The sequence below is a fragment of the Leptothrix sp. (in: b-proteobacteria) genome (genome assembly GCF_965250675.1).
Lineage (GTDB): Bacteria > Pseudomonadota > Gammaproteobacteria > Burkholderiales > Burkholderiaceae_C > Sphaerotilus.
In genome coordinates, this window is sequence record NZ_CBDFPH010000012.1 from 92,968 (window position 1) to 116,337 (window position 23,370).

General features: G+C 67.4%; 10 protein-coding genes and 1 tRNA gene. 3 read left to right on the plus strand and 8 right to left on the minus strand.

Going from position 1 to position 23,370, the window contains the following annotated elements:
- Window positions 1–7 precede the first annotated feature (7 nt).
- Complete coding sequence (locus AC5IG3_RS17975) at window positions 8–8,974, minus strand: two-partner secretion domain-containing protein (RefSeq protein WP_491907669.1); 8,967 nt, start codon at window positions 8,972–8,974, stop codon at window positions 8–10.
- 97 nt (window positions 8,975–9,071) lie between these two features.
- Window positions 9,072–10,706, minus strand: coding sequence for a ShlB/FhaC/HecB family hemolysin secretion/activation protein (locus tag AC5IG3_RS17980; RefSeq protein WP_491907670.1), 1,635 nt, complete (start codon window positions 10,704–10,706; stop codon window positions 9,072–9,074).
- A 367-nt stretch (window positions 10,707–11,073) separates the two neighbouring features.
- Between AC5IG3_RS17980 and AC5IG3_RS17985 the strand changes: the two genes are divergently transcribed.
- Window positions 11,074–12,903 (plus strand): M24 family metallopeptidase, encoded by a 1,830-nt coding sequence (locus tag AC5IG3_RS17985; RefSeq protein ID WP_491907671.1) that lies wholly within the window; start codon window positions 11,074–11,076, stop codon window positions 12,901–12,903.
- On the opposite strand, the gene AC5IG3_RS17990 is transcribed toward AC5IG3_RS17985, so the two are convergent.
- The 3 genes from AC5IG3_RS17990 to AC5IG3_RS18000 form a co-directional block, all read right to left on the minus strand.
- On the minus strand, window positions 12,900–14,111 hold the full coding sequence (locus AC5IG3_RS17990; protein WP_491907672.1) for a methyl-accepting chemotaxis protein: 1,212 nt from the start codon (window positions 14,109–14,111) through the stop codon (window positions 12,900–12,902). The two genes, AC5IG3_RS17985 and AC5IG3_RS17990, sit on opposite strands and share 4 nt — an antisense overlap.
- 131 nt (window positions 14,112–14,242) lie before the next feature.
- On the minus strand, window positions 14,243–17,035 hold the full coding sequence (locus AC5IG3_RS17995; protein WP_491907673.1) for a zinc-dependent metalloprotease: 2,793 nt from the start codon (window positions 17,033–17,035) through the stop codon (window positions 14,243–14,245).
- Between the two features lie 71 nt (window positions 17,036–17,106).
- Window positions 17,107–18,840 (minus strand): NAD+ synthase, encoded by a 1,734-nt coding sequence (locus AC5IG3_RS18000; protein WP_491907674.1) that lies wholly within the window; start codon window positions 18,838–18,840, stop codon window positions 17,107–17,109.
- Here AC5IG3_RS18000 and AC5IG3_RS18005 point away from each other — a divergent pair.
- Window positions 18,839–20,134, plus strand: coding sequence for a GNAT family N-acetyltransferase (locus AC5IG3_RS18005; RefSeq protein ID WP_491907675.1), 1,296 nt, complete (start codon window positions 18,839–18,841; stop codon window positions 20,132–20,134). The two genes, AC5IG3_RS18000 and AC5IG3_RS18005, sit on opposite strands and share 2 nt — an antisense overlap.
- Here the strand turns inward: AC5IG3_RS18005 and AC5IG3_RS18010 are convergent.
- Window positions 20,122–21,918: an ABC transporter ATP-binding protein/permease gene (locus AC5IG3_RS18010; protein ID WP_491907676.1), complete on the minus strand. Its 1,797-nt coding sequence runs from the start codon at window positions 21,916–21,918 to the stop codon at window positions 20,122–20,124. The genes AC5IG3_RS18005 and AC5IG3_RS18010 overlap by 13 nt on opposite strands.
- 63 nt (window positions 21,919–21,981) lie before the next feature.
- Window positions 21,982–22,057, minus strand: a tRNA-Arg gene (locus AC5IG3_RS18015).
- Between the two features lie 127 nt (window positions 22,058–22,184).
- Between AC5IG3_RS18015 and AC5IG3_RS18020 the strand changes: the two genes are divergently transcribed.
- Entirely contained in the window at window positions 22,185–22,727 is a 543-nt protein-coding gene (locus AC5IG3_RS18020) for a c-type cytochrome (RefSeq protein WP_491907677.1), read from the plus strand.
- A 100-nt stretch (window positions 22,728–22,827) separates the two neighbouring features.
- Here AC5IG3_RS18020 and AC5IG3_RS18025 read toward each other — a convergent pair whose 3' ends face one another.
- Window positions 22,828–23,367, minus strand: a complete 540-nt coding sequence (locus AC5IG3_RS18025) for a DUF2946 family protein (RefSeq protein WP_491907678.1) — start codon at window positions 23,365–23,367, stop codon at window positions 22,828–22,830.
- Window positions 23,368–23,370 lie beyond the last annotated feature (3 nt).

The window sequence follows — 23,370 nt, forward strand, 5'->3', positions numbered from 1 at the left end:
CCGTCGATCAGCGACTGCTGACGTCGACCTCCACCATCGTGGTGACCTGCGCCCCGCTGGCGTCAACAGCTCGGATCTGCACCATCACCTTGCCTGAGAAGCCGGCCGGCGGGGTGCCGGCAAGCTGACCGGTCTTGGCATCGAACACCAGCCAGGCGGGCAGAGGAAGACCGTCGGCCAATTGCGCTTCCAGACTGACCTTCGCCATGCTGGTGCCTTGGATGAAGGTGCCGGCCGGCAAGGTGAACAACATGGCCTGACCCGGCACGGCGCTTTGCGTGAGCAAGGGCATCGCAGCCTGGAGCGGCGCATTGATAACGCCATTCGGCAGCACGGGCGTCGACAGTTGCAGACCACCGGCCACCACCGTAACCTGGCCTGGCTGCAGCGTGCTGCTGACGGCCGCCACATTGGCCGCAGTGCTGCTGGGCGGGACAAAGACCGTCGTCGCTGGTGCGGCAGAGATCAGCGTCACCAGGTTCTCGGCCCGCAAGCCGTTCGAGTTGACGGTGAGCGTGCCGTCAACCTCGGTCACCTCATAGTTGGCAGCCGTGCTGCCGCGCACGGTGATCGCGTGTGTACCAGCCGTAGCCAGCGCACCCTCCGCTGTGGCCAGGGTGGCGCCACTGACGACACTGGCGGTGTCGTCGTACTTCAGCTGGGCCGTGTTGACCGTGTAGCCGAGAGCGGGGGTGGCTGCGCCAACGACTTTGCTCCGGTCACCGGCCGTCACGGTCAGCACGGCCTTGTCGACGCTCAACGTACCGTCATTGAAGGTGCCGATCTGGTAGTTGGCCGACGCCAGCAGGCTGCCCTGCGTGATGGCATGGTTGCCCGCCGTCGCCGCAGCGCCGGTGGTCGTGACCAGCGCGCCGCTGAGTGCCGCCGCCTGGTTGTCGCCACTGGCCAGACCCAGTCCGCCCACCTGGAAGCCCAGGGTCGGATCGGCATCGCCATAGACCTTGTGCTGGTTGTCGGCTGTCACGGTCAGGGTACGCGGCGTCACGGTGACCGTGGCGCCTGCCAGGCGGTAGTTGGCCGCATCGGCCCCGCTCAGCGCCAGGGTGTCCAGCGTCACGGTCTTGTTGCTGCCGACATTGCGGTCGCGGCCGCCTTCACCGGTGAGTTGCACCGCATCGCCGCTCAAGGCGCCCAGCGACGTCAACTGGCTGGCGGCCACGCGGGTGGTGCCGTCATAGACCTGCGTGCCGCCGGGCGTCAGATCACGCTGGGTCACGGTGTAGGTGCCGGTGGCGGCGCCCGTCACGAAGCGGTAGCCCAGGCTGCTTGCCAAGGCCGACGGGTCGCCAGCGAGGCTGGTGGCATAAGTGCCGACCGCGCGGTACCCCGCACCGCTGGTCGCGCCGGCCGCAATGTTCAGCGCGGGCAGGTTGCCGGTGAGACCGATTGTCTGCAAGGTATCGCCATCGATGAAGCCACCGAAGGACGGTACGGCGCTGTTGGCGTCGCTGGTGCCGTACATCGCCGAGGCATTGCCGGCGCCCACCGTCAGCGTGGGCGCCACGCTGTAGAGGAACCAGCTGCCACCGGCCGCATACGCCGGCGCGCTGCCGGGCGTGTACGTCTGGTTGTAGCGCTTGGCCGAGACCGTGACGCCTTCGAGCGAATCCACCGGATTGCTCGAATAGACCATGAAGCGACCGCTGCCGGGGTTGATGCCGGTGTCGAACGCCGTCCGGTTGAGGAAGTGGCGACCGGCTGCCAGCACCGTGTCGCCGCTGGTGTTGTTCACGGCAGCATCAAGGGCCAGATCAGCGCTGTTGCCACGGGCTTCGAGCAGGACGCCATCTTGGGTGGTGACACCCTGGACGTCACCCACCGAACCGACCGTGAGTCCACCCGCGTTGACGAGTTGCAGCGAACGCACGTCGGCGGCCAGCGTACCGACCTGCACCGCGGCAGCCGTGAGGTCGAACTGAGCATTCACCCCCTTCAGACGCAGCGCGTCGGCCGTCAGCGTGGTGGCGCCGTCCAGCGTCATCGGCGTGCTGGAGCCGGTCTCGATCGACAGGGTCGCGCCCGTCAGGTCGAGCGTGGCGTTGGCCAGCGTGATGACACCGTCGGCACGCAGCGCCAGCGCGCTGGCGCCCTGGGCCGGGTTGCTGACGCTGAAGCTTCCGACCGTGGCGATACTGCCGCCGGTGTCTGCAAGCGTCAGGGTCTTGCCCGCGGCGAGCGTGGTGCTGCCGGACAGCAGCAGGCCACCGGCCCCGCCCTTCACGGCGATCGATGAGGACGCAGCCTGGCTCAGGTCGGCGCCCCGGAAGTCAGTGACACCCATCTGGTCAGCCCGGCCGAAGGTGATGCTGTCAAACCCGCTGGCCTGGCTGAACACGCGGCCCACGTTGGCATCGGTGAGCCAGAAATCGCCGTTGCCGGAGTTCATGGCGCTGCCGGCGCTGGAGTCCCCGATCTGGGTGCGCACCGTGGCGTCGAGGGCACGCACTGCAAGCGTTTTACCGCTCAGGGCGACACCGGTGGTCAGTTGCACGCTGCCGGCGTTGTCGTAGCCCCGGGCTTCGAGCGTGATGCTGGCCGCGTCGATGGCCACTGCCTGTGACACCGTGTCGTTGCCCAGCACCACCTGCTCGCGGGCACGCAGCAGCAGTTCGCTACCGGGCGCGGCATCGGACTTCAGGTCCACGGCCGTGGCGGTATTGGTGCGGATGCTGCCAATCTCGTCGACGATCTGAACACTGTGACCGAACACGCTGCCCAGCACGATGTCGCCGCTGTTGCTGCCCGTTTTCACGGTCAGGCGGACGTTGCCGCTGCCGGCGTCGATCTTCACGCCGTCCTTCATCGTGATCTCGGCCGTGCAGGTGCCGCAATCGGCAACGACCACGCCATCGTCGGTGGACATGTTGGCCGTGGCGGTGAACTGGCCGTTGTCGGTGACCACATCGGCATTGACGTGAATGGCACGCCCAGCCTGCAGCGTGAGATCGCCACCATTGCCGTTCGGGTTGTTGGCCACCACGGCCTTGGCCACGGTGATGTCGTTGCTGGCTTGCAGCGTGACGTCCGTACCTGCATTGAGCATGCTGGTGATCAGCGTGGGCGTGATGACGAGGTTGCCGCCGCTGAAGGCCGAGAAGCCGACCGTGCCGTTGCTGCCGCCCAGCGAGGCGAAGCCCGCCGCATCGGCTGCGAAGCCTGCGGTTGACCAGTTCGCGTTGTCGCCCGCCGCCAGGCTGAGACTGGAATGCCCCAGCGTGCCCAGCGGCTGGGCCGCCGTTTCATCGACCACCGACAGCACGGCGGCGCGCGAGTTGCCGCCGCCGGTCCAGACCATCACGCGGTTGCTGACCTTCTCTTCCGCACTGGCGGCATAGGGCAGCACCTGGTACTGCAGGTAGGCATAGCCCCCGTTGGAGGAAGCCGAGCCCTGCAGGCCCAGCAGGCTGTTGCGCCAGCCCACCTCGCCAGCCAGGCCGGTGGCGCCGGGCATCAGGGTGATGGCGCCCGTCAGACCGCAGTCCGACCAGTAGTTGCTGTTGATGAGTGCGTCGCCGGTGGTCACGTCACCGATCGACAGGGCGGTCACCTCCAGACCGATATAGCCACTGGCACGTTGTGTGCCAACCAGGCTGTTAGCGGCTGAAACGGTGGCACCGGTCCCGGTCTCGCCGTAGGCATGGCCCGTGCTGCCATCCACCCAGGTGACCTGGCCGGCATAGCCATTCCACATGTAACTTTGCACCAGGTAGTTGGTGTAGGTGGCATTGGCATCGCGCAGCAGCGTGATGCCGTTGGAGCCGACCATGTCGTAGGTGTGCGTGCCAACCAGGCTGTTGCTGCTGGAGACCAGGCCGGACACGCCGCCCGTGTCACCCCAGGTGACAGCCCCGGCGTAGGAAATCGCGCCATTGCTCCAGTTCGGGCTGTTGACGACGTAGCGGCCATTGGCCAGCGCCGTCACGCCCTGGCTGCCGATCTGATCACCCCCCTGGCTGCCCACCAGCGAGTTGGCTGCGCTGACCACGCCCCCGGCCTGCGTGTCCACGAGCTGGCCGGTCGCGCCGCTGATCCAGCTGACGGCCCCCTTGGCGGCAGAATTGGTGCCGGTCTTGCCCCAACCGGATGAACTGACCACGACATCGTCATCGGAAAGCAGGGTCAGACCCGAGCCGACACGGTCGCCCTTGCCGTCGGGCCCCTGGTAGTCACCGTAGACGTAACTGCCGTCGACCAGGTGATAGCCCGTCAGCGTGGTGATGCTGTCAGCCACAGAGCCCACGAGGCTGTTGGCCTCACTGACGGTGCCGCCCAGGGAGCCATCAGAGAGCTGGCCGGTGGCACCGTTGATCCAGGACACCGCGCCGCGGTTGACGTTCCAGCCGCTGTTGCCGAGGACCGCGTTGCCATTGCCCAGCAGCAGGGGCGCGTTGAGGCCTGCTTTGTCGTCGGTGTGGCTGCCCACCAGGCTGTTGGCCGTGGACACCGTGCCACCGACGCTGCCGGTGCCGAGTGCGCCCGTGCTGCCATTGAGCCAGGTCACGGCGCCCGCGCGGGTGGCCGACCCGTTGTTCCACATCGGACTGCGCACCAGCACGTTGCCGTTGGCCAGTTCATCAATGGTCAGACTGGGGAACCCGCTGAAACTACTGTTGCTGCCCGTGGTGACGGGACGGTAGTGATAGCTGCTTGTCGGGTTGTAGCTGGGGTCGTTCCAGCTGTAGGTGACGGGGTTGAGGTAGCCGAGCTGATACGGCGCCAGCAGCATCGAGGTGGTCACGACGGTGCTGCTGTTGCCCTGCAGGCTCGAGATCACCGGCACGACGTAGTTGGTGGGGTTGTACAGGTTGATGCCGATGTGATCACCGGAGCTCGCCACCGCAATGCGCCCCCCGCTGTTGTCGAGCGTGTAGGTGTCGGGGGTGCTTCCCACCAGGCTGTTGCTGGCCGAGACCACTTCGCCGGTGGGGCCACCGACCAGCGTCACCGCCCCACGGCCATCGCTCCAGAACGGGCTGGCGACGACCACATTGCCATTGCTCAAGCTCCTGGCCTGCAGACCGACGTGATCGCCGGTCGCGGTCATCGTGCGCGTCACCGTGTCAAAGGTGCGGCCCGTCTGGTCACCAGCGGGCGTGGCGGTGCCAGACTGCGGTGCATAGACGTCGCTGGTGCTGCCAACCAAGCTGTTATCGGCACTGACGACGCCGACGGCGCCTGCGGTGCCACTGCCCCAGGTGGCAGCACCCTTGCCGTCGGACCAACTCGGACTGCGCACCAGGAAATTGCCGTTGGCCAGCACATCCACCGTGGCGGTCAGGTTGGCGCTCCAGGCGGCGGCCGATGTGTAGACGCCCGTGCTGGTGTAGCCGCCGTTGCGGCTGTCGGACGCGTGGAAGCTGCCGACATAGTCGCCGCTGCTGCCGCCCACCAGGCTGTTGACAGCAGCCACGCTGCCGCCGCCGCTGCTGTCGGCAAGCTGGCCGGTCACGCCGTTGATCCAGCTCACGGCGCCCTTGCCGGTTGTGCTGAGGGCGCTGCCGCTGCCCCAATACGGGCTGAGCACCAGCGCGTTGTCAAAGCGGCCATTGGCATCCTTCGCGCCAACGCCGATCACGCCACCGCTGCCGACCCGGTCATACGCGGTACTGCCCACCAGGCTGTTCGCGGCCGAAAGCACGCCGACGATGCCCGTGGCGCTGCCCCAGGTCACGGCACCGGCATCCGTGGCGCCGTCACCATCCCAGTTCGGCGAATTCACGACATAACGCCCCCCGGAGAGTTGGAGGATTCCGCCCGAGCCAATCGAATCGCCCGTGCCGCTGCCGATGAGGCTGTTGCTGCTGCCGAGCGTACCCGTGCTGCCGGCGCTGCCGCCGCCAAACGTGACCGAGCCCTTGCCGCCGCCCGTGGTGGTGCTGGTGACGAGATAGTTGCCATCGTCCAGAACCGTCACACCTTGCTGTGTGGCATAGCTGCGGGGAGACGAAGGGGTCTGGCTGATGCTGTTGTAGTAGCCCCCGCCGCCGTTGTAGGGGACCCAGCTGTCGCTGCTGCGGGTGTAGAACCACGTCGTTCCCGAACTCGCGCTGCCCAGCCGGTCGCTGGCGTTGCCGATCAGGCTGTTGCTGCTGTCGATGGCGTCACTCGCGGAACTCCCACCCTGCAGGAAGCCCGTGGTGCCGTCGACCCAGGTGACCGCACCGGTGGCCGTGGTGGACAGGAACTGGCCACCTGAGCCGAAGTAGGGACTCATCACCACGTAGTTGCTGCGCAAGCCGTTGACGTCGGTTGCGCCCACGGTCTTCACGCCCAGGCTGCCGACGAAGTCGAACGCACTGCTGCCATACAGGCTGTTGCCCGTCGAGACCGCACCCACCGTGCCGTTGGCGTCCCCATGGGTGACTGCGCCGACATAAGCCTGCGCGTTGTTGGTCCACAGCGGACTGGCCACGACGTAGCCGCCGCCGGCCAGCACGGTCACGCCGCTGCGGCCGATCTCGTCACCCGGACCCATCACGTTGGGTGTGTCGCTGGTGCCTCCCTTGGCACCGGCGATGTAGGTGTGCAGGGTCAGGGCGGCGCTGTCCACGCCGGTGATCCAGACGCCACCTTCCTGCAGCGCAGTGGCGCGGATCGGTGTCGTGCCGACCAGGCTATTGGCGGCTGAAATCACCCCGCCGCCGCTGCCATCGCCCAGCTGGCCGGTGGCAGCATTCATCCAGGTCACGGCGCCGCGGCCGTTGTTCCAGCCGGCGTTGCTGAACACCACGTTGCCGTTGGACAGCAGGGTCTGCGCTGCGTTGGCCGCCCGGTCGTTGGTGGTCTTGTCGCCCACCAGACTGTTGGATGCGTCCACCACAGCCGCCGCGCCGCCGTTGCTGCCGGTGCCGCTCTGCCAGGTGATGGCGCCCGCAGCGCCGTTGACATTGGAGTTGAGCCGGTAGTAGCCGGAGTTGCCACTGTAGTAAGTCGCACCCCCGCTGTAAGTGGTGACGGAGTCGACCGTCGTGGCGGTGGCCGTGATCGGGTCCCACTCAGTGCTCTTGACCAGATAGTTCTGGTTGTCCAGTACCGTGATGCCGCCGTTGCCGACCTGGTCATTGGCGTGGCTGCCGCGCAGTTGACCCAGCAGGGCGCCGGTGCGGCTGTTGTACAGATAGACGGCACCCGTACGGCTGACGCCTGCAGTGCTGGCCGTCGGCGCAGTGATGACGACGTTGCCATTGCCCAACGTGCTGACGCCGCTGCCGAAACCGGCCTGCGTGCCTGCGTTCGGGTTGTCGAGCGAGAGCGAAGCGATGGTGGCACCAGCGTCGTCGATCACGATGTCGCGTGGATCGAGCAGCAGGCTGCCCTTGCCGCCGTGGGCCGCCGACAAGTCGGCAGACCCCGCAAAAGCCAAGCCCTGGCGGCCTGAGACTTCAGCCTGGCCGCCATCACCCCCCGCATCGCCGCCGCGGGCAGCGATGCGCCCGGCAAAGGCTGTCGTTCCATCGCTCCACACCACCACCTGGCCGCCGTTGCCGCTGTCGACCGCATCGGCGCGCAGCACGGTGCTGGCGTTGATACCCACGTCCAGCGCATTGGCGAGATCACCCTCCTTGCCCTGGAAGCCGCCGCCCACGCGCACCCGACCCCCGCCGGTGCGGCCATCCGCGTTGAGCGTCGCTGCGCGCAACTGCACGCTGTCGGCCGAGAGATCGATCTGACCGCCGACCGCGCCCGTGCCGGTGCCCCGGGCACTGAAGGTGGCCGACGTGTAAATGCGGCCAGCGGATTCACCGAGCGCCCCCGTGCGGGCTCCCTCGACACGCACGATGCCGCCACCGGCACTGCCGTCGGCCGACAGGGTCGCGAACGCGGTCTGCACGACCTCGGTGGCGCTCACGCCGATGCGGCCTCCTTGGCCGGCCTGGCCTTCTGCATGCAGCGCCCCCGATTGCAGCAGCGCATCCGCGCTGACATCGATCTGGCCGCCGTGCACGCCACTGGCAGTGACGGTGCCCGACACATCGACCACGCGCCCTTCGAGACTGACGCGGCCGCTGCCGGCCTTGATCTCGCCACCGGCCGACACCAGGCGCATTACGCCGTTGTCGCTGATCAGCGTCGTGGCACCGGCGCCGCCGGCAATCGCCTGTTCGGCAAGACGCTGCGCGGCACCTGCGGAGAGCAGCACCTGGCCGCCCTCGGCCTCGATCAGCTGGCGGTTTTCCACCAGCGTCGCCACGCTGGCAGGGTCAACCCGCACGCCCAGCAGGCTGTTGCCCGACAGGTCGAACGTGACTGCATCACCCGCAGCCAGCGCCACCGTGCCCAGACGGGCCTGCAAGACACCTTCGTTGCGCACTTCAGGCGCCAGCAGTGCCACATAGCCACCATCGGCCGCGCGAATCTCGCCCTGGTTGACCACGCTGGCGGTGCTGCCGTCGCGGGTGAAGCGGTAGCGACCGGCCAGGAAGTCGGCATCGCTGAGTTTCAGCGTACTGGCGGCGATCCCTGCTGCATCCACCCGCGCACTGGCACCGAAGGCGATGCCGTTCGGGTTGATCAGCATCACCTGGCCATTGGCGGAGAGCTGGCCGAAAATCGCCGTCGGATCCGCCGACGTCACCCGGTTGAGCGCAACGGCGCTGGCGTTCGGTTGCTGGAAACGCACCTGCGCCGAAGCCCCGATATTGAAGCTGTCCCAGTTCAGAACGGCCCGGGCGCTGGCCTGGCTGATGTTCATGCGGTTGCCGCTCTGGTCGATCTGCACCTGACCCGCTGCCACCTGGCCGCCGACCGGCAACGCATTCACGGGCGGCGCCTGCGGACCTGCCGCCATGGCAGCCCCCACCAGCAGGGCGCTGGAGATCAGCGCGCCGGCCGTTCGGGCCGACGCCCGCTTGCCGCGTGCATTGGCGTTTTCCGCGACGGCGACAAAGCCGCCACAGGCCTCATTCCACACAAGACGATAGATGCGATTCAGGGATCCAGGGCCGTTGTTCATTTTTTGCTCCACACACGATGTCCAGCAGGTGCCGGAAGGGGAATACGGGCGCGGCGACACAACTCCGGCGGCGTGCCGGACGTCGTGTCAGCCATCGTCAAAGGGTCTTGCTGACGGACAGCCAAACGCGCGGGCTGCGATGGCTTCCATCGCTGTCCTTCCCGGCGGCGTCGCGCAAGGGGTTGTCACCGATGCGCCAGGCTGCACTCGCACTGATCGAGACGCCGTAGCCGAGCAACGACTTCACGCCCACACCTGCGCCGCTGAGGACGACGGAATTGGGGTCTAGGGTTCCGGCATAGCGCGTGTGATCGCGCTTGATGCCACCGCGGTCATAGAAACCGCTGAGTTGCACGGCGGGATTGAGCTGGTAGCGCCATTCGGCAGTCATCAGCCAGCCATCGTCACCGCTGGCCTCCCCCGAGGGGTAGGCGCGCACACCCGAGACACCGCCCAGACTGAATTTTTCCGACGAATCCAGATTCTTGCCTGCGGCCTGGCCACTCACGGCCAGCCAGGCCGTGTGACGGACGCTGATCTGCTGCAGGCGTGCCAGATTGAACTGAAACTTGTCGAAGCTGCCCTGGCGCTGCGCTCCCGTCTGGTCGGCACCGAAGTCCGAGGAATTACGCTCCAGATTCAAGTCGCCCCGGCTCCAGTGGAGTCCGCCAAGCAATACCCCACCGCCACCCAGGGCATCATTGCGATCCGCGCTGAGGCCAAGCGTCGCGACCCGGGCCTGCTTGTTGTTGATCTCCACGCTGGCGATCGTGTTCTGGAAGTGCTTGTCGTCCACCGAGGCGACAACGTTGATGTTGGTCTCCACGCCTCGCAGCAGCGGATAGCCCATCGTCAGCGAGGTGATGTCGGCGGTGCCGGCAAACTGCGAGCCACTGGCCGTGTAGTCGTAGTTCAACCGCGAGATCGACACCCCCACGCGCAAGCCCTGCCCGCCCACGGGCAGGCTGTACGCCAGGCGGCCGTAGTCTGAATGGGAGGTCTTGAGCACACCCAGACCCAACTGGTCGCCCATGCCGAGCGGATCGTCGAGGTTGAGGAACGCCTGCGCGCGCTGGCTGCCTGTGGTGAGCACACCAGTGTTGTCCATCTGAACGGTGCCGCTCAGCAGCGGCTCATCCCGCACACGCACGACAGCGAGCGATTCGCCCTCGCGGCGCCCCGGCTCCAGCAGCAAGTCGGCCTTGATGCCCGGCTGGTCGTTGAGCAGGCTGATGCCGCGCTGCAGGTCATCCGCCCGGATCGCATCGCCCAGCTTCTGACGCGACAGCAGAAAGCGGCGAACGGTGTCTTCGCGCAGGCGAAGCGTCGCCCCGCCCGCGTCGACACGCAACTCGCTGAGTCGACCCTCCACGACGGCGATCATCAGGCGGCCGGACGACAGATCCTGCTCCGGCAGCCCCGCCCGCACCAGATAACCTTGTCGGCGGTAGGCCTGCGCGACGGCATCCGCCGCCTTTTGAAGCTCCGTGAACGACAGATCCCTGCCCTTGAACGGCAGCAGGACAGCCTGCAAATCGCTCTCGGCCATCAGGGTCACACCGGTCAGGACGAACTCGTTGACCCGCACCACGACCTTGGGCACGGCCGGCGCAGTCACGGCCGGCTCGATCAGCAACGGCGCGCTGGGCACAGGCAGGACAGGGGCACGGCGCTCGACCTCCCTCGACAAACTGCCCGCATCAGGCTGCTGCTGAGCCCACGCCGACAACATGGGGGACGCTCCCAGTAAGAGAGCAAGGGGCAAGGCAGCGGCACGTGTCATGAAGGAACTTTCCAAGCGATGGGTAACGTCTGTTTTTGTCTGATACAACGTCGGAAATTTTCAGATGCGGTCGCGTTTTCGATCCCTGAAACAGGCGACTGAACAACGTGCTTATGAAGCAGTACCTTTCTGCTTCAGTGACGTGCAAATCGATATTTCGGTGACGTCATGTTTTTTTCATCGGCACGCCACCTCATAACTTGAGGACAATCTTTCAGCCATAAAACCATGGGCTCAATGCCGATGCATGAACGGCTCAAAACTCGCTTGAGTTACTCTGGTTTTCATTGAAATTGAACTCATCACGGATACCTGCATGCCCTCCAACACCGCCGTTCCGACGCACTTGGCCGCGCTGCGCCAGGCCATGGCGCAGCAGCAGATTGCCGCCGTGCTGGTGCCCTCCAGCGATCCGCACTTGTCGGAATACCTGCCCGAGCACTGGCAGGGCCGGGTGCGGTTTTCGGGCTTCACCGGCTCGATGGGCACGCTGGTGGTCGGGCTGACGCGGGCGGCGGTGTTTGCCGACAGCCGCTACTGGACCCAGGCCGAGGCCGAGCTGGCCGGCAGCGGTGTCGAACTGGTGAAGATCGCCAGTGCGGTGGCGCCCGCGCACATCGAGTGGCTGGCCGCGCAGCTGAAGGCGGGCGACACGGTGGCGGTGGATGGCGCGGTGCTGGGCCTGGCGTCTGCCAAGGCGCTGGACGAAGGCCTGAGCGCGAGCGGCCTGAAACTGCGCACGGACATCGACCTGATCGGTGCCGCCTGGCCCGACCGCCCTGCCCTGCCCGCCGCACCGGTCTATGAGCACGTGGCACCGCAGGCGCCCACGCCGCGCGCCGACAAGCTGACCGCCGTGCGCGCCGCCATGGCCCGCGCCGGTGCCAGCCACCACCTGGTGTCGACGGTGGACGACATCGCCTGGATCACCAACCTGCGCGGCGCGGACGTCGACTACAACCCGGTGTTTCTGGCGCACCTGCTGATCGACGTGCAAGGCGCGACGCTGTTTGTCGGCGCCAGCAAGATCGACGCTGATTTGCAGACGCGGCTGGCCGAGGACGGCGTCGCGGTCGCGCCCTATGAAGCCGCCCGCGCCGCGCTGGCCGCCTTGCCCGCCAGCGCCGTGCTGCTGGTCGACCCCAAGCGCATCACGCTCGGCCTGCGCCAGGCGGTACCGGCGGCGGTGAAGGTGGTGGAAGCCATCAACCCGAGCACGCTGGCCAAGAGCCGCAAGACCGCCGCCGAGGCTGCCTTCGTGCGTGAAGCGATGGAGCGCGATGGCGCGGCGATGTGCGCGTTCTACGCCCGCTTCGAGGCCGCGCTGGGCCATGAGCAGATCAGCGAGCTGACAGTGGACGAGTGGCTGACGGCCGAGCGCGAGAAGCAGGCCGATTTCGTCAGCTTGAGCTTCCCGACCATCGCCGGCTTCAACGCCAACGGCGCCATGCCGCACTACCGCGCCACGCCCGAATCGCACGCGCAAATATCGACTGCTACCGGACTGGTGGCGCAAGGCCTGCTGCTGATCGACTCCGGTGCGCAGTACCTGGGCGGCACCACCGACATCACGCGGGTCTGGCCGATCGGCACGCCCACGGCGCAGCAGAAGGCCGACTACACCCGCGTGCTCAAGGGCACGATCGCGCTGAGCCGCACACGCTATCCGCAGGGCACGCTGTCACCGATGCTCGACGCCATCGCCCGCGCACCGCTGTGGGAGGCCGGCCTGAACTACGGCCACGGCACCGGCCACGGCGTGGGCTATTTCCTGAACGTGCACGAGGGGCCGCAGAGCATCTCGCCCACCATCCCGAACGCCGACATGGCGATGCAGCCGGGCATGATCACCTCGATCGAACCCGGCCTGTACCGGCCTGGCCGCTGGGGCGTGCGGATCGAGAACCTGGTGCTGAACGTGCCGTCGGACGTGACCGACGAGTTCGGCGACTTCCTGCAGTTCGAGACGCTGACGCTGTGCCCGATCGACACCCGCTGCATCGACCTGAGCCTGCTGCGCGACGATGAGCGCGCCTGGCTCAACGCGTATCACGCCGAGGTCTTGCGGCGCCTGAGCCCGCATCTGGGCGGCACCGCCAGCAGCGCAGCGCGCGACTGGCTGGAAACGCGCACCCGGCCGATCTAGAAATTGGTCCAGCCGCTGGGCGGGCCGTGCTTGTCGAGGCTGCCGGGGCGCGTGTCGGCGCGGGCGCTGGCGCGCACGCTGTGGATCACGGTGTGAGCCTCCCAGGCCGCTTCCTGGGTCTGCTGCAGCAGGCGGAAGGCGCCCACCACCTTCTGCAGCCGCTCGGCCTGCATGCGCAGCGATTCGGCCGCCGTGGTGCTCTGCTCGACCAGCCCCAGGTGCTGCTGGGTCAGGTGGTCCAGGCGCTGTACCGACACGTCGACCTGCGCCAGCGCCAGGCCATTGGCGCCATCGGCACCGGAAATCTGCCCGACCAGTTCGGTCACGCTCTGCACCGACGACACCATGGCATCCATGGTGGCGCTGGCATCGCGCATCAGGCGGTCACCGGACTCGACTTTCTCGACCGAGGCGTGGATCAGCGTCTTGATTTCCTTGGCAGCACTCGCTGCGCGCTGCGCCAGCGTGCGCACTTCGCCGGCCACGTCGTCGGAGCCGCGCCCTTCCTGGCGCGCCCGGGCCGACTGCACCGCCGCATTCAACGCCAGGATGTTGGTCTGCATGGCAATACTGTCGATGGTGGACAGAATCTCGTTGATCTTGCGGCTGGAGCTGGCGATGTCCTCCATGTTGGAGACCACCCTGGACACCACCTCGCCGCCGCGCTGCGCGGCTTCCGCCGCATGGAACACCACCTTGCTGTGCACCAGCGTGCGACTCGGGTCGGCGGCCAGCGCAGAGGCGGCAGCGCTCAGGTCAAAATCGACCTGGGTTGGGGCCGGAACCGGCACGGCAGCGACGGCCGGTGCGGCGGGGGGCTCCTGCGCCAGCACCGACATCAGCGGGCTGCTTGATGAGGAGCCGCCCAAGGGATGGCTCAATGAACGGGTCAGCGGGTTGTTCAGGCTGGCGGCCTCGTGGTCGCGCGGGTCGAACATCGAGTTCATCGCCTCGTCTTCAGCCGATTCGGTACGGGGCTGCGCACGCGGGTGCGATACGCCCCAGACCGCCAGGCAGGCCAGTGAGAAAGCACAAGCCATCAGGCCGGCAGCCAGCCAGAACTGCGGCTCCAGCTGCAGGCGATGCGCCTGCAGGCTGTAGAGCTGCACGGCCGACAGCACCAGCGTGGCGGCAATCAGCGCCGCGAATCCCCACCGCAGCGGGCGCGAGGGGCTGAAGGACAAGGTTGAGTTCTGCGACGAGTTCATGACATTGATTCTGAACCTCTGTCCCGCCCCCGGCCATCCCCCTAATGCAGGCGCTCGACCCCGGTCAAAAGTGGCTCAAAAGCCGCTCGAACCGGCAGCAATGCAATAAACGCAAAACCTGCGACTGCGGCTCAGGCGCCCGGCCGCACGACCTTGGCGGTGAGCGATTCAGTCAGGATTTGCGCGGCGTCCACCACGTGGGCGCGGGCTTCCTCGGACAGCCCCCGGCGGCGCTGGGCGGTTTGCAGCCGGGTGAGCAGGTCCTGCGCCTGCTGGCGCAGCAGGCTGCGTGCGTCGACCCGGCCCAGGCTGGCCGGGCGCAGCAGTTGGCCGCTCAGGCGCTGCACGTATTCGCGCTGCAGTTCGCGCCGCAGCGGCGCGATGTCGACGTCGGTGCGCGCGTCCAGCTCGCTCCAGACGTCCTGCACCAGGCGGCGGTGCAACTCGCCCAGGCGCAGGCTCTGGTCAGGGGCGCTGACCTTGGCCTGGCTGTCGAGCAGGCGCTGCGCCACGCCGTCGCTCATCAGCTGGCCGAGCAACGCGCGCTGCAGGTCGGACAGCATCTGCTGGGGCGAAAAATCGGTCGCGACCTGGAATTCACCGCTGGCGAGCGCATCGTTGCGGTCAAGGTAATCGGGCGCCAGCCGGCGTTGCAGCGCCGGCGTGACACCCAGCCCCTGCGCCGAGAACACGCCCGAGGCGAGCAGGTCGAGCGCGGCGCGCTGCTCGGCCGCCGGCACCGGCTGGATCGGGTCGCGCCCGGTGCCGGGCTGGTCGCGCAGCGTGCGCACGCCGCCGATCTGGCGCACCAGCAGGCCGGTGGCGCGGCCCACGTCGCGCAGCGCGTAGGCCACGCCACGGCGCAGGGTGGCGTAGCTGTCGCCGTCCTGCAGGCTGCGCGTTTCCAGGCGCTGCAGCAGGTCGCGGGCAATGTCGATGCGCTTGCGGGCGTGGGCGACCGGGTCGTCGCCCAGGTCGAACTGCAGCGCCTCGGGGTCGATGCCGAGGAAGTTGTCCTCGTCGGTCGCAAACGCCAGCTCGCGCTCGCCGCTGCGCGAGGCGATGCGCTTCAACTCGGCCGCCTCCAGCGCCGGGGCGATGGGCTTGTAGGCGTATTCGATCGCCCAGTAGTCGTACGGCCCGAGCGTGCCCTGGAAGGGCTGAGGCGTTGGCTCGCCGGGCAGGCCGAGGTTGACCGGCGCGTACTCCATCACCGAGCCGCTCAGCGCATTGGCGCGGCCGAACTCCGGGTCGGCCAGCTGCTGCTCGGTATAGACCCGCGAGGCGCGGAAGTTGTGCCGCAGGCCGAGGGTGTGGCCGACCTCGTGCATGGTCACGTCCTTGATGTAGTCCTGCACGAAGGCTTCGACCTCGGGGCTGCCCGCATCGAGTTCACCGCGTGCTTCAAGCAGGTCGACGGCGTAGCTGAGCTGCTCGGCGGCGAAGTCGCCGTAGCTGCAGTCCGCGTCATGCTGATGGCTGGCGTGATCGGTGGCGTGGGCGGTACCCTGCTCGCGCTGCAGGTCGCGCGCCTGCAGCAGCTCGGCCCAGCCGGCCTGGGCGGACTGCGCCGCCGAGGCATTGTGGCCGTGGCTGCCGCTGGTGTTGAGGATCTGGCCGCGCAGCGTGCGCAGGCCGCGCGAGCTGAGGCTCTCGATGGCGAGGTCGGCGTCCAGGATCTCGCCGCTGCGCGGGTCGACCTGGGTCGGGCCGATGGCGCCGAAGCTGGTGCCGGCGTTGGTCATCCAGCGCACCGAGGCGTACTGGGTGTCGAGCGTGTCGAACTCGGCGTCGTCGGGCTGCACCTTGACGGTGATGGCGTCCTTGAAGCCGATGCGCTCGAAAGCCTTGTTCCACTCCAGGATGCCCGCCGTGATGGACGCGCGGTACTTGAGCGGCACGCTGCGGTCGATCCAGTAGGTGACGGGCTTGACCGGCTCGGACAGCTCGGCCGCCGGATCTTTCTTCTCCAGCCGCCAGCGGTAGATGAAGCGCTGGCGCGGGTTGCGTGCCAGGTCGTCGCTGAAGTCGCTGTGCGTGACGACGAAGTGGCCCAGGCGCGCATCGGCCGCGCGGGCGCGCATCGGCTCGGCCGGCAGGCGGGTGATGGAATATTGCAGCGTGAAGAACATGCTGCGCACATCGGGCAGCGTGTTGGGCAGGCTGGGCGCGGGCTGGCCAGGCAGCGACGGGCCTTGCGGCAGCGAGACCGAGCTGGTGGCGTAATGGCTCTGCACCTGGAAGACCAGCTCGTCAGCCCGGCCACGCGCGCTCAGGATGGCCGAGTTGCGCGCGTCGAAGCCGTAGCCCTGGCGGTAGCTGCGCTGCAGTTGCGCGCCGATGCCGGGCAGATCGCTCAGCAGCAGCGGGTTGACCTCGATCAGCACCGACTTGCGCTCCGGGTGCGGCAGGCTCGCCACCGGCGTGCTGGCCAGCAGGCTGGGCGAGTAGGCGGCGCGCACCGAACGCGCCTCGGGCGTGTTGGCGCGGGCGCTGAATTCGGTGTTGCGCGCGATCAGCTGCACCTGGTTGTGCACGCGGCGGAACTCCACCAGCTGCTCACTGCTGAACAGCCCGAACGTGCCGCCGGGCAGGCCGCCGAAGAGCCGACTCTCGCCGATGCCCGACACCAGCTTGGGCGCGAAGAACAGCGGCACGCCGAAATCGCTCTCGGCCAGTTCGAGCCAGAACTTGTCGTCCTTCTGCCAGACCGTGAGCGGGCCGCTGATCTTGCGGGCCTCCTTGATGACGCTGTCGAACGCAGGCGGCTGGCCGGGGCGCGGAGCCGCTGCGGCGGCAGCGGCCACGGCTGCCGGCTTGGCAGACGCCACCTGACTGACGCTGCCCGTCTGATGAGCGCAGCCTGCCAACAGCAGGGCCACTGAGACGGCAGCGGCATGAGACAGATCAAGACGGAATGGCATGGGACAGGCTCTTCAAGAAAAAACAGGCGAGACATTAGCGTGCATCATGCGCCGCCCCTGTAAAGACCCGATCAGGCACGGAATTTGGACGTAATTGGGTAGCGCCAATCCCGCCCGAACGCGCGGTGCGTGATGCGGATGCCCACCGGCGCCTGCCTGCGCTTGTACTCGTTGATCTTGATCAGGCGCGTGACGCGCTCCACGTCGGCGCGCTCGAAGCCCGCAGCCAGGATTTCCTCCAGGCTCTGGTCCTCTTCCATATAGCGCGCCAGGATGGCGTCGAGCACGTCGTAGGGCGGCAGGCTGTCCTGGTCGGTCTGGTCCGGGCGCAACTCGGCCGAGGGCGGGCGGATGATGATGCGCTCGGGAATGATCTCGCCCTCGCCGCACATGCGGCCCTGCTCGTTGCGCCAGTTGCACAGCCGGTAGACCAGCGTCTTGGCCACGTCCTTGATGACTGCAAAGCCGCCGGCCATGTCGCCATAGAGCGTGCAGTAGCCGGTGGCCATCTCGCTCTTGTTGCCGGTGGTCAGCACGATGGAGCCGAACTTGTTGGACAGCGCCATCAGCAGCGTGCCGCGAATGCGGGCCTGGATGTTTTCTTCGGTCGCGTCCTCGGCCCGGCCGGCGAATTCACCGGCCAGCGTGGCGCGGAAGGCGTCGAACATCGGCACGATGCTGTGCTCGTCGTAGCGCACGCCCAGGCGGGTGGCCATGTCGCGGGCGTCGATCCAGCTGATCTCGGCCGTGTACGGGCTGGGCATCATGACGCAGCGCACGCGGTCGGCGCCGATCGCGTCCACCGCGATCGCCAGCACCAGCGCCGAATCGACGCCGCCCGACAGGCCGATGATCGCGCCCGGAAAACCGTTCTTGTCCAGGTAGTCGCGCACGCCGGTGGTCAGCGCGCCCCAGGCCTGCTCTTCCAGCGACGGCAGCGGGGCAATGTCGCCGTGCAGTTGCCGTTGCGTCGGCTGCTGCGCCGACACGTGGACCAGCGCAACGTGCTCGGCCCACATCGGCGCGCGGGCGGCCACGGCGCCATCGGCCTGCAGCGCGAACGAGGCGCCGTCGAACACCACCTCGTCCTGCCCGCCCACCAGATGGGCGTAGACCAGCGGCAGCCCCAGCGCGCGGGCGCGCTCGGCCATGCGGGCCTCGCGCTCACCCTGCTTGCCGAGGTGGAACGGCGAGGCGTTGAGCACCAGCAGCACTTCGGCGCCGGCGTCCCGTGCGGCCTGGCCGGGCTCCTCGAACCAGGCGTCTTCACAGATGTTGATGCCGAAGCGCACGCCACCGGCCTCGAACACCACCGGGCCGAGGCCGACATCGCGGCCGCTGACGAAGTAGCGCCGCTCGTCGAACACCTGGTAGTTGGGCAATTCGCGCTTGGCGTAGGTCGCGATGACCTGCCCCCCCCGCAGCACCGAGGCCACATTCAGGCAGCCCTGCAGGCGATGCGAGCGCGTGCGAACATCGCCGCCGGCATCGGGCAGCGCACGCGGGTGACCGAGCACCAGCGTGAAACCGCCCAGATCGGCCAGTTGCGCGGCGCAGTCGGCCAGCGCCACCTCGCAAGCGGCCAGGAACGCCGGGCGCAGCAGCAGGTCTTCGGGCGGATAGCCGGTCAGCGCCAGCTCCGGCGCCAGCGCCAGCAGCGCACCTTGGGCTTGCGCCGTGCGGGCAGCCTGCACGATTCGGGCGGTGTTGCCGGCCAGATCACCCACGGTGGGATTGATCTGCAGCAGGGCGATGTCGCAGGTGGCAGAAGACAAAACAGGCGACTCCAGGGTCGAAGAGGACATGAACCAGGCCAGGCAAGACGAAGACATTTCCGGCACGGCGCCGGCACGAAATGCGGATAGTAGCGAGCAGCCCCATGGCGCCGACAAATCCGGCCCTTCATGGCAAGTCCAATGGCAAGTCCAGTTGCACGAAGCCGCCGCCGACGTGAACGCCGCCGCCTGGGACGCGCTGCTGGCCGCCTCGCCCGAGCCCACCCCCTTTCTGCGCCACGCCTATCTGGCCGCCATGACCGACAGCGGCAGCGCCACGCCCGAGACCGGCTGGCAGCCGCTGTGGCTGACGCTCGAAGCGCCGGAAGGCTCAGGCTACGAGGCCGGCTGCGTGCTTTATTTCAAGCAGCACTCCTACGGCGAATACGTCTTCGACTGGGCCTGGGCCGACGCCTACCAGCGCCACGGCCTCGCCTACTACCCCAAGCTGCTCGGTGCCGTGCCCTTTACGCCGGTGCCAGGCTCGCGCCTGCTGGCGCGCAGCGACGCCGGCCGGGCGCTGCTGCTGCAGGCCATCGAGCAGCTGATGCACACGCAGAAAGTCTCGTCCGCCCACCTGCTGTTCATGGCCGAGGCCGACCGCCAGAGCGCCCTGGACGCCGGCTGGTTGCTGCGCAGCACGGTGCAATTCCACTGGCATAACCGCGTCGTCGACAACGTGCCGCAGCCTTACGCCGATTTCCCCGAATTCCTGAGCAGCCTGCAGCGCGACAAGCGCAAGAAGATCGCCCAGGAGCGCCGCTACGTCGCCGAGGCCGGCGTCACCTTCAAGGTGCTGCGCGGCACCGAAATCACCGACGCCGACTGGGATTTCTTCTACCGCTGCTACACCCTCACCTACCTCGCCCACCGCAACAAGCCCTACCTGACGCGCGATTTCTTCGCCGCCCAGGCCCGCGACATGCCCGAGCACTGGCTGCTGTTCATCGCAGAGCGCGAAGGCGTGGCAGTCGCCGCCTCGCTGATCGCACTCGACCCCGAACGCCGCGTCGCCTACGGCCGCTACTGGGGCGCGACCGAGCCCATCCACTGCCTGCACTTCGAGGCCTGCTACTACCAGCCGCTGCAGTGGTGCATCGCCCAGGGCTGGCAGCGCTTCGAGGGCGGCGCGCAGGGCGAACACAAGATGGCGCGCGGCCTGTTGCCGGTGCAGACCTGGTCAGCCCACAAATTGAGCCACCCCGGCTTCGAGGATGCCGTGGCGCGCTTCCTGGCGCAGGAAGGGCACGGGATTGCGGCTTACGTGGACGAGTTGCGGGAGCGCAATCCGTTCAAGACCGGCGAGGCCCATCAGCCCGGCTGAGCGCCGAGGCGCTGCACGCTCCACCCGCCCTCCCGATCCAGCGTCAGCGCCTGGTCGTGGAAGGCGGCCAGGGTTTCGCGGTGGCCGACGCTGACCAGCATGGCATCGGGCAGTTCGCGGCGCAGGAGTTGGTAGAGGCTGTGTTCCAGACCGCTGTCGGTGGCGGAGGTGGCTTCATCGAGGAAGACCAGTGCCGGGCGGTTGGCCAGCACGCGGCCGAAGGACAGGCGCTGCTGTTCACCGGGCGAGAGTTGCTGGGACCAGTCGCGCTCGTCGTCGAGCTGGCCGGCAAGCTGGCCAAGCTGGACCTGGTCGAGGATGCGGGCAGCGCTGGCGTCATCGACCGTGGCGCCCGGATAGGCCAGCGCGGCGCGCAGGCTGCCCAGCGGCAGATAGGGTTTTTGCGACAGGAACAGGCACTGCGCGTCAGCCGGGCGGCTGGCCGAGCCGCTGGAGTACGGCCACAGGCCGGCCAAGGTGCGCAGCAGCGTGGTCTTGCCAGCGCCGGACGGGCCGCGGATCAGCAGCGCCTGGCCGGGGGCGAGCTGCAGGTTGACGCCAAGCGTGAGGGCGCGGCCGTCGGGGCGCAGCACGGTCAGGTCCTGCAGGCGCAGCGCGTCGGGCTGGGTCTGCAGCTGCGGCAGGTGCAGGTCGCGCGCACCCTCGACGTTGCGCGCAAAGCCGTGCAGACGGTCCAGCACGGCACGGTAGCCGGCAAACGAGTCGTAGGAGCTCCGGAAAAACGACAGCGATTCCTGCACCTGGCCGAAGGCCTCACCGGTCTGCATGACGTCGCCGAGCTTGATCTGGCCGGCAAACAGCCGTGGCGCCTGGATCAGGAAGGGGAACACCACCGCCAGCTGGCTGACGCCGAGGTTGTAGCCATCGAACTTGAGCGACCGGAACAGCGTCGCCCAGGCGTTGGCGATCACGGCGTTGAAGCCCGTCAGCAGGCTCTTCTGCTCGACCGTTTCGCCCCGGTAAAGCGCGATGCTCTCGCCGTACTCGCGCAACCGCATCAGCAGGTAGCGGTAGGTGGCGCTGAGCTTCTCGTTCATGAAGTTCAACGCGATCAGCGGCCGGCCGATCCAGACCGCAAACACGGTGGCGGTCAGCACGTAGAAGTAGACGAGGAACACCATGGCCCGCGGCACCTCCACGCCCATCACCGGCATGGGCGCAGACAGGCCCCAGAGGATGCCGGTGAACTCATACATCGACACCACTGCGCCGACCAGGCCCATCGACAGGCCGAGCGTGTCGGCCACCAGGCTGGTGGCGTCCTGCTGGATGCGCTGCTCAGGATTGTCGACCTGCGGCTGGGCGAAGCGGCCGAGGTAATAGGCTCGGCCATTGAGCCAGCTCGATACCAGCCGGTCGTTGAACCACAGCCGCCAATGAATCGTGAAGGCCGAGCGGATGTAGGCGTTGAGCAGCGCGCGCACCACGTGCAGCGCCGCCAGCAGGCCAAACAGGCTCATGTGGAACCAGAACGCCTTGGCGTCCAGCGCCTGCAGGCTGTTGTAGAAACCGTTGTACCAGTTGGAAAACAGCACGTTCATGCGCACGCCGAGCAGCACGAAGAACAGGATCAGCGCCACACCCAGCAACGGCCGCCAGCTGCGCCGGGGGCTGAAGTAGTCGCCGCTGAGCGCCCAGAACTGCCGACCCCAGACCGTGGTGCGCGCCAGCACCGTCATGACCGCCGCAAACGAGATCAGCGTGATCACATAAGCCTGCGCCAGCCAGAGGGCACTGTTGGCGATTTGCTGGTTCCAGTCCATCAAGACTCCGGCATCTGAGCAAAGAAAAAGCCGGAATGCTTTACAGCATTCCGGCTTCTGATGTGGTGCGTCTGGCTGGGATCGAACCAGCGACCCTTGGCTTCGGAGGCCAATACTCTATCCACTGAGCTACAGACGCTAAGCGCCGAAGTGTAGCAGCCACGCCGCGATCTGCGGCCTTGCAAGCCCGCCGACAGCATGCGGGCCTCTATAATCTGCAGGTTTTTCGCCAGGCGCACGCCGCGTTTTCTAAGTCAGAGGAACCCATGAGCGACGCTCAACATACCGAACACGCCCACGAAGAAGGCCATGAGGGCCCGATCAAGACCTCCAAGCAACTGATCGCTGCGGTGGTCTTTGCGTTCATCGTGCCGATCTTCCTGATCGTACTGCTGGTCAAGAACGTTGGCTCGGACACCAAGACAGGTGCTGGCGGCGACGGCATGAGCGCCGAAGCCACGGCCGCTCGCATCCAGCCCGTGGGCATGGTGGCGATCAAGCTTGAAGGTGGCCCGCTCAAGAGCGGCGAAGAAGTCTTCAAGGCTCAATGCACTGCGTGCCATACCGCTGGTCTGGCGGGCGCACCCAAGTTTGGCGAAGCTGGCGCCTGGACGGCTCGCCTTGCGACCGGCTATGAGGCTCTCGTGAACTCGGCACTCAAGGGCAAGGGCGCCATGGGTGCTCAAGGTGGTGGGGACTTCAACGACGTCGAGATTGCACGCGCAGTGGTCTACATGGCCAACAACGCCGGCGGCAAGTTCGAAGAACCCAAGGCGCCTGCAGCGGCAGACGCAGCAGCGTCCAAGTAAGAATCTTGCGAAGGTGCGGGTCGGCTTCAGCAGCCGCCTCGCCCGAAACAGGAAGCCGGCCCAGTGCCGGCTTTTTTCATTTCAGGCCGAGTCTGATGAATCAGAGCCCCAGCGCAGCGTGTGGGCTCAGGCAGAAGCTGAAACGGGCGGGCAAATCGGTGCTGAGCACTTCTTGCGGCGTCCAGAGACCCGCCAGCACGGCGTCAGCGGCAGTGTCCATGTCGGCCGAGCGCATCAGGCCCAGGCCCTGTTCAGTGTGGAGGTAGAGGCGCCCGGCCTCATCGACCAGCACATCCCGCACCGCTGCGACGACGCTGTCGCAGTGCGTGCGCACCTGCCAGCCTTGGGCAATGCGCTGCACGCCCAGGATCAGCGGCGCGGTTTCCAGCTCGACATAGACGCGCTGCGGGCCGTTCTGGAAGTACCAGCACCCGCTGGCATCGGCCTCGTAGTTGCGCTGGATGAAGTCGCGCAGCTTGTCGTGGCGGATGCAACTGCCTTTGCTGTGGGGGAATGCGCCCAGCGCCTGGACGCGGTCGTCGCGCATGTACCAGTCGCCGCGTGCGTCGAGCGCGAGCCAGCCACGGCAATCGGGCACATGGGGCCACTTGCGCAGCGCGGCCTTGACGATGTCATCCATGGT

Coding starts and splice junctions, on each gene's coding strand:
- AC5IG3_RS18025 (WP_491907678.1), bottom strand. CDS start 23,367: ATGGATGACATCGTCAAGGCCGCGCTGCGCAAGTGGCCCCATGTGCCC.
- AC5IG3_RS18005 (WP_491907675.1), top strand. CDS start 18,839: ATGAACCAGGCCAGGCAAGACGAAGACATTTCCGGCACGGCGCCGGCA.
- AC5IG3_RS18000 (WP_491907674.1), bottom strand. CDS start 18,840: ATGTCCTCTTCGACCCTGGAGTCGCCTGTTTTGTCTTCTGCCACCTGC.
- AC5IG3_RS18010 (WP_491907676.1), bottom strand. CDS start 21,918: ATGGACTGGAACCAGCAAATCGCCAACAGTGCCCTCTGGCTGGCGCAG.
- AC5IG3_RS17975 (WP_491907669.1), bottom strand. CDS start 8,974: ATGAACAACGGCCCTGGATCCCTGAATCGCATCTATCGTCTTGTGTGG.
- AC5IG3_RS17985 (WP_491907671.1), top strand. CDS start 11,074: ATGCCCTCCAACACCGCCGTTCCGACGCACTTGGCCGCGCTGCGCCAG.
- AC5IG3_RS17990 (WP_491907672.1), bottom strand. CDS start 14,111: ATGAACTCGTCGCAGAACTCAACCTTGTCCTTCAGCCCCTCGCGCCCG.
- AC5IG3_RS18020 (WP_491907677.1), top strand. CDS start 22,185: ATGAGCGACGCTCAACATACCGAACACGCCCACGAAGAAGGCCATGAG.
- AC5IG3_RS17980 (WP_491907670.1), bottom strand. CDS start 10,706: ATGTTGTCGGCGTGGGCTCAGCAGCAGCCTGATGCGGGCAGTTTGTCG.
- AC5IG3_RS17995 (WP_491907673.1), bottom strand. CDS start 17,035: ATGCCATTCCGTCTTGATCTGTCTCATGCCGCTGCCGTCTCAGTGGCC.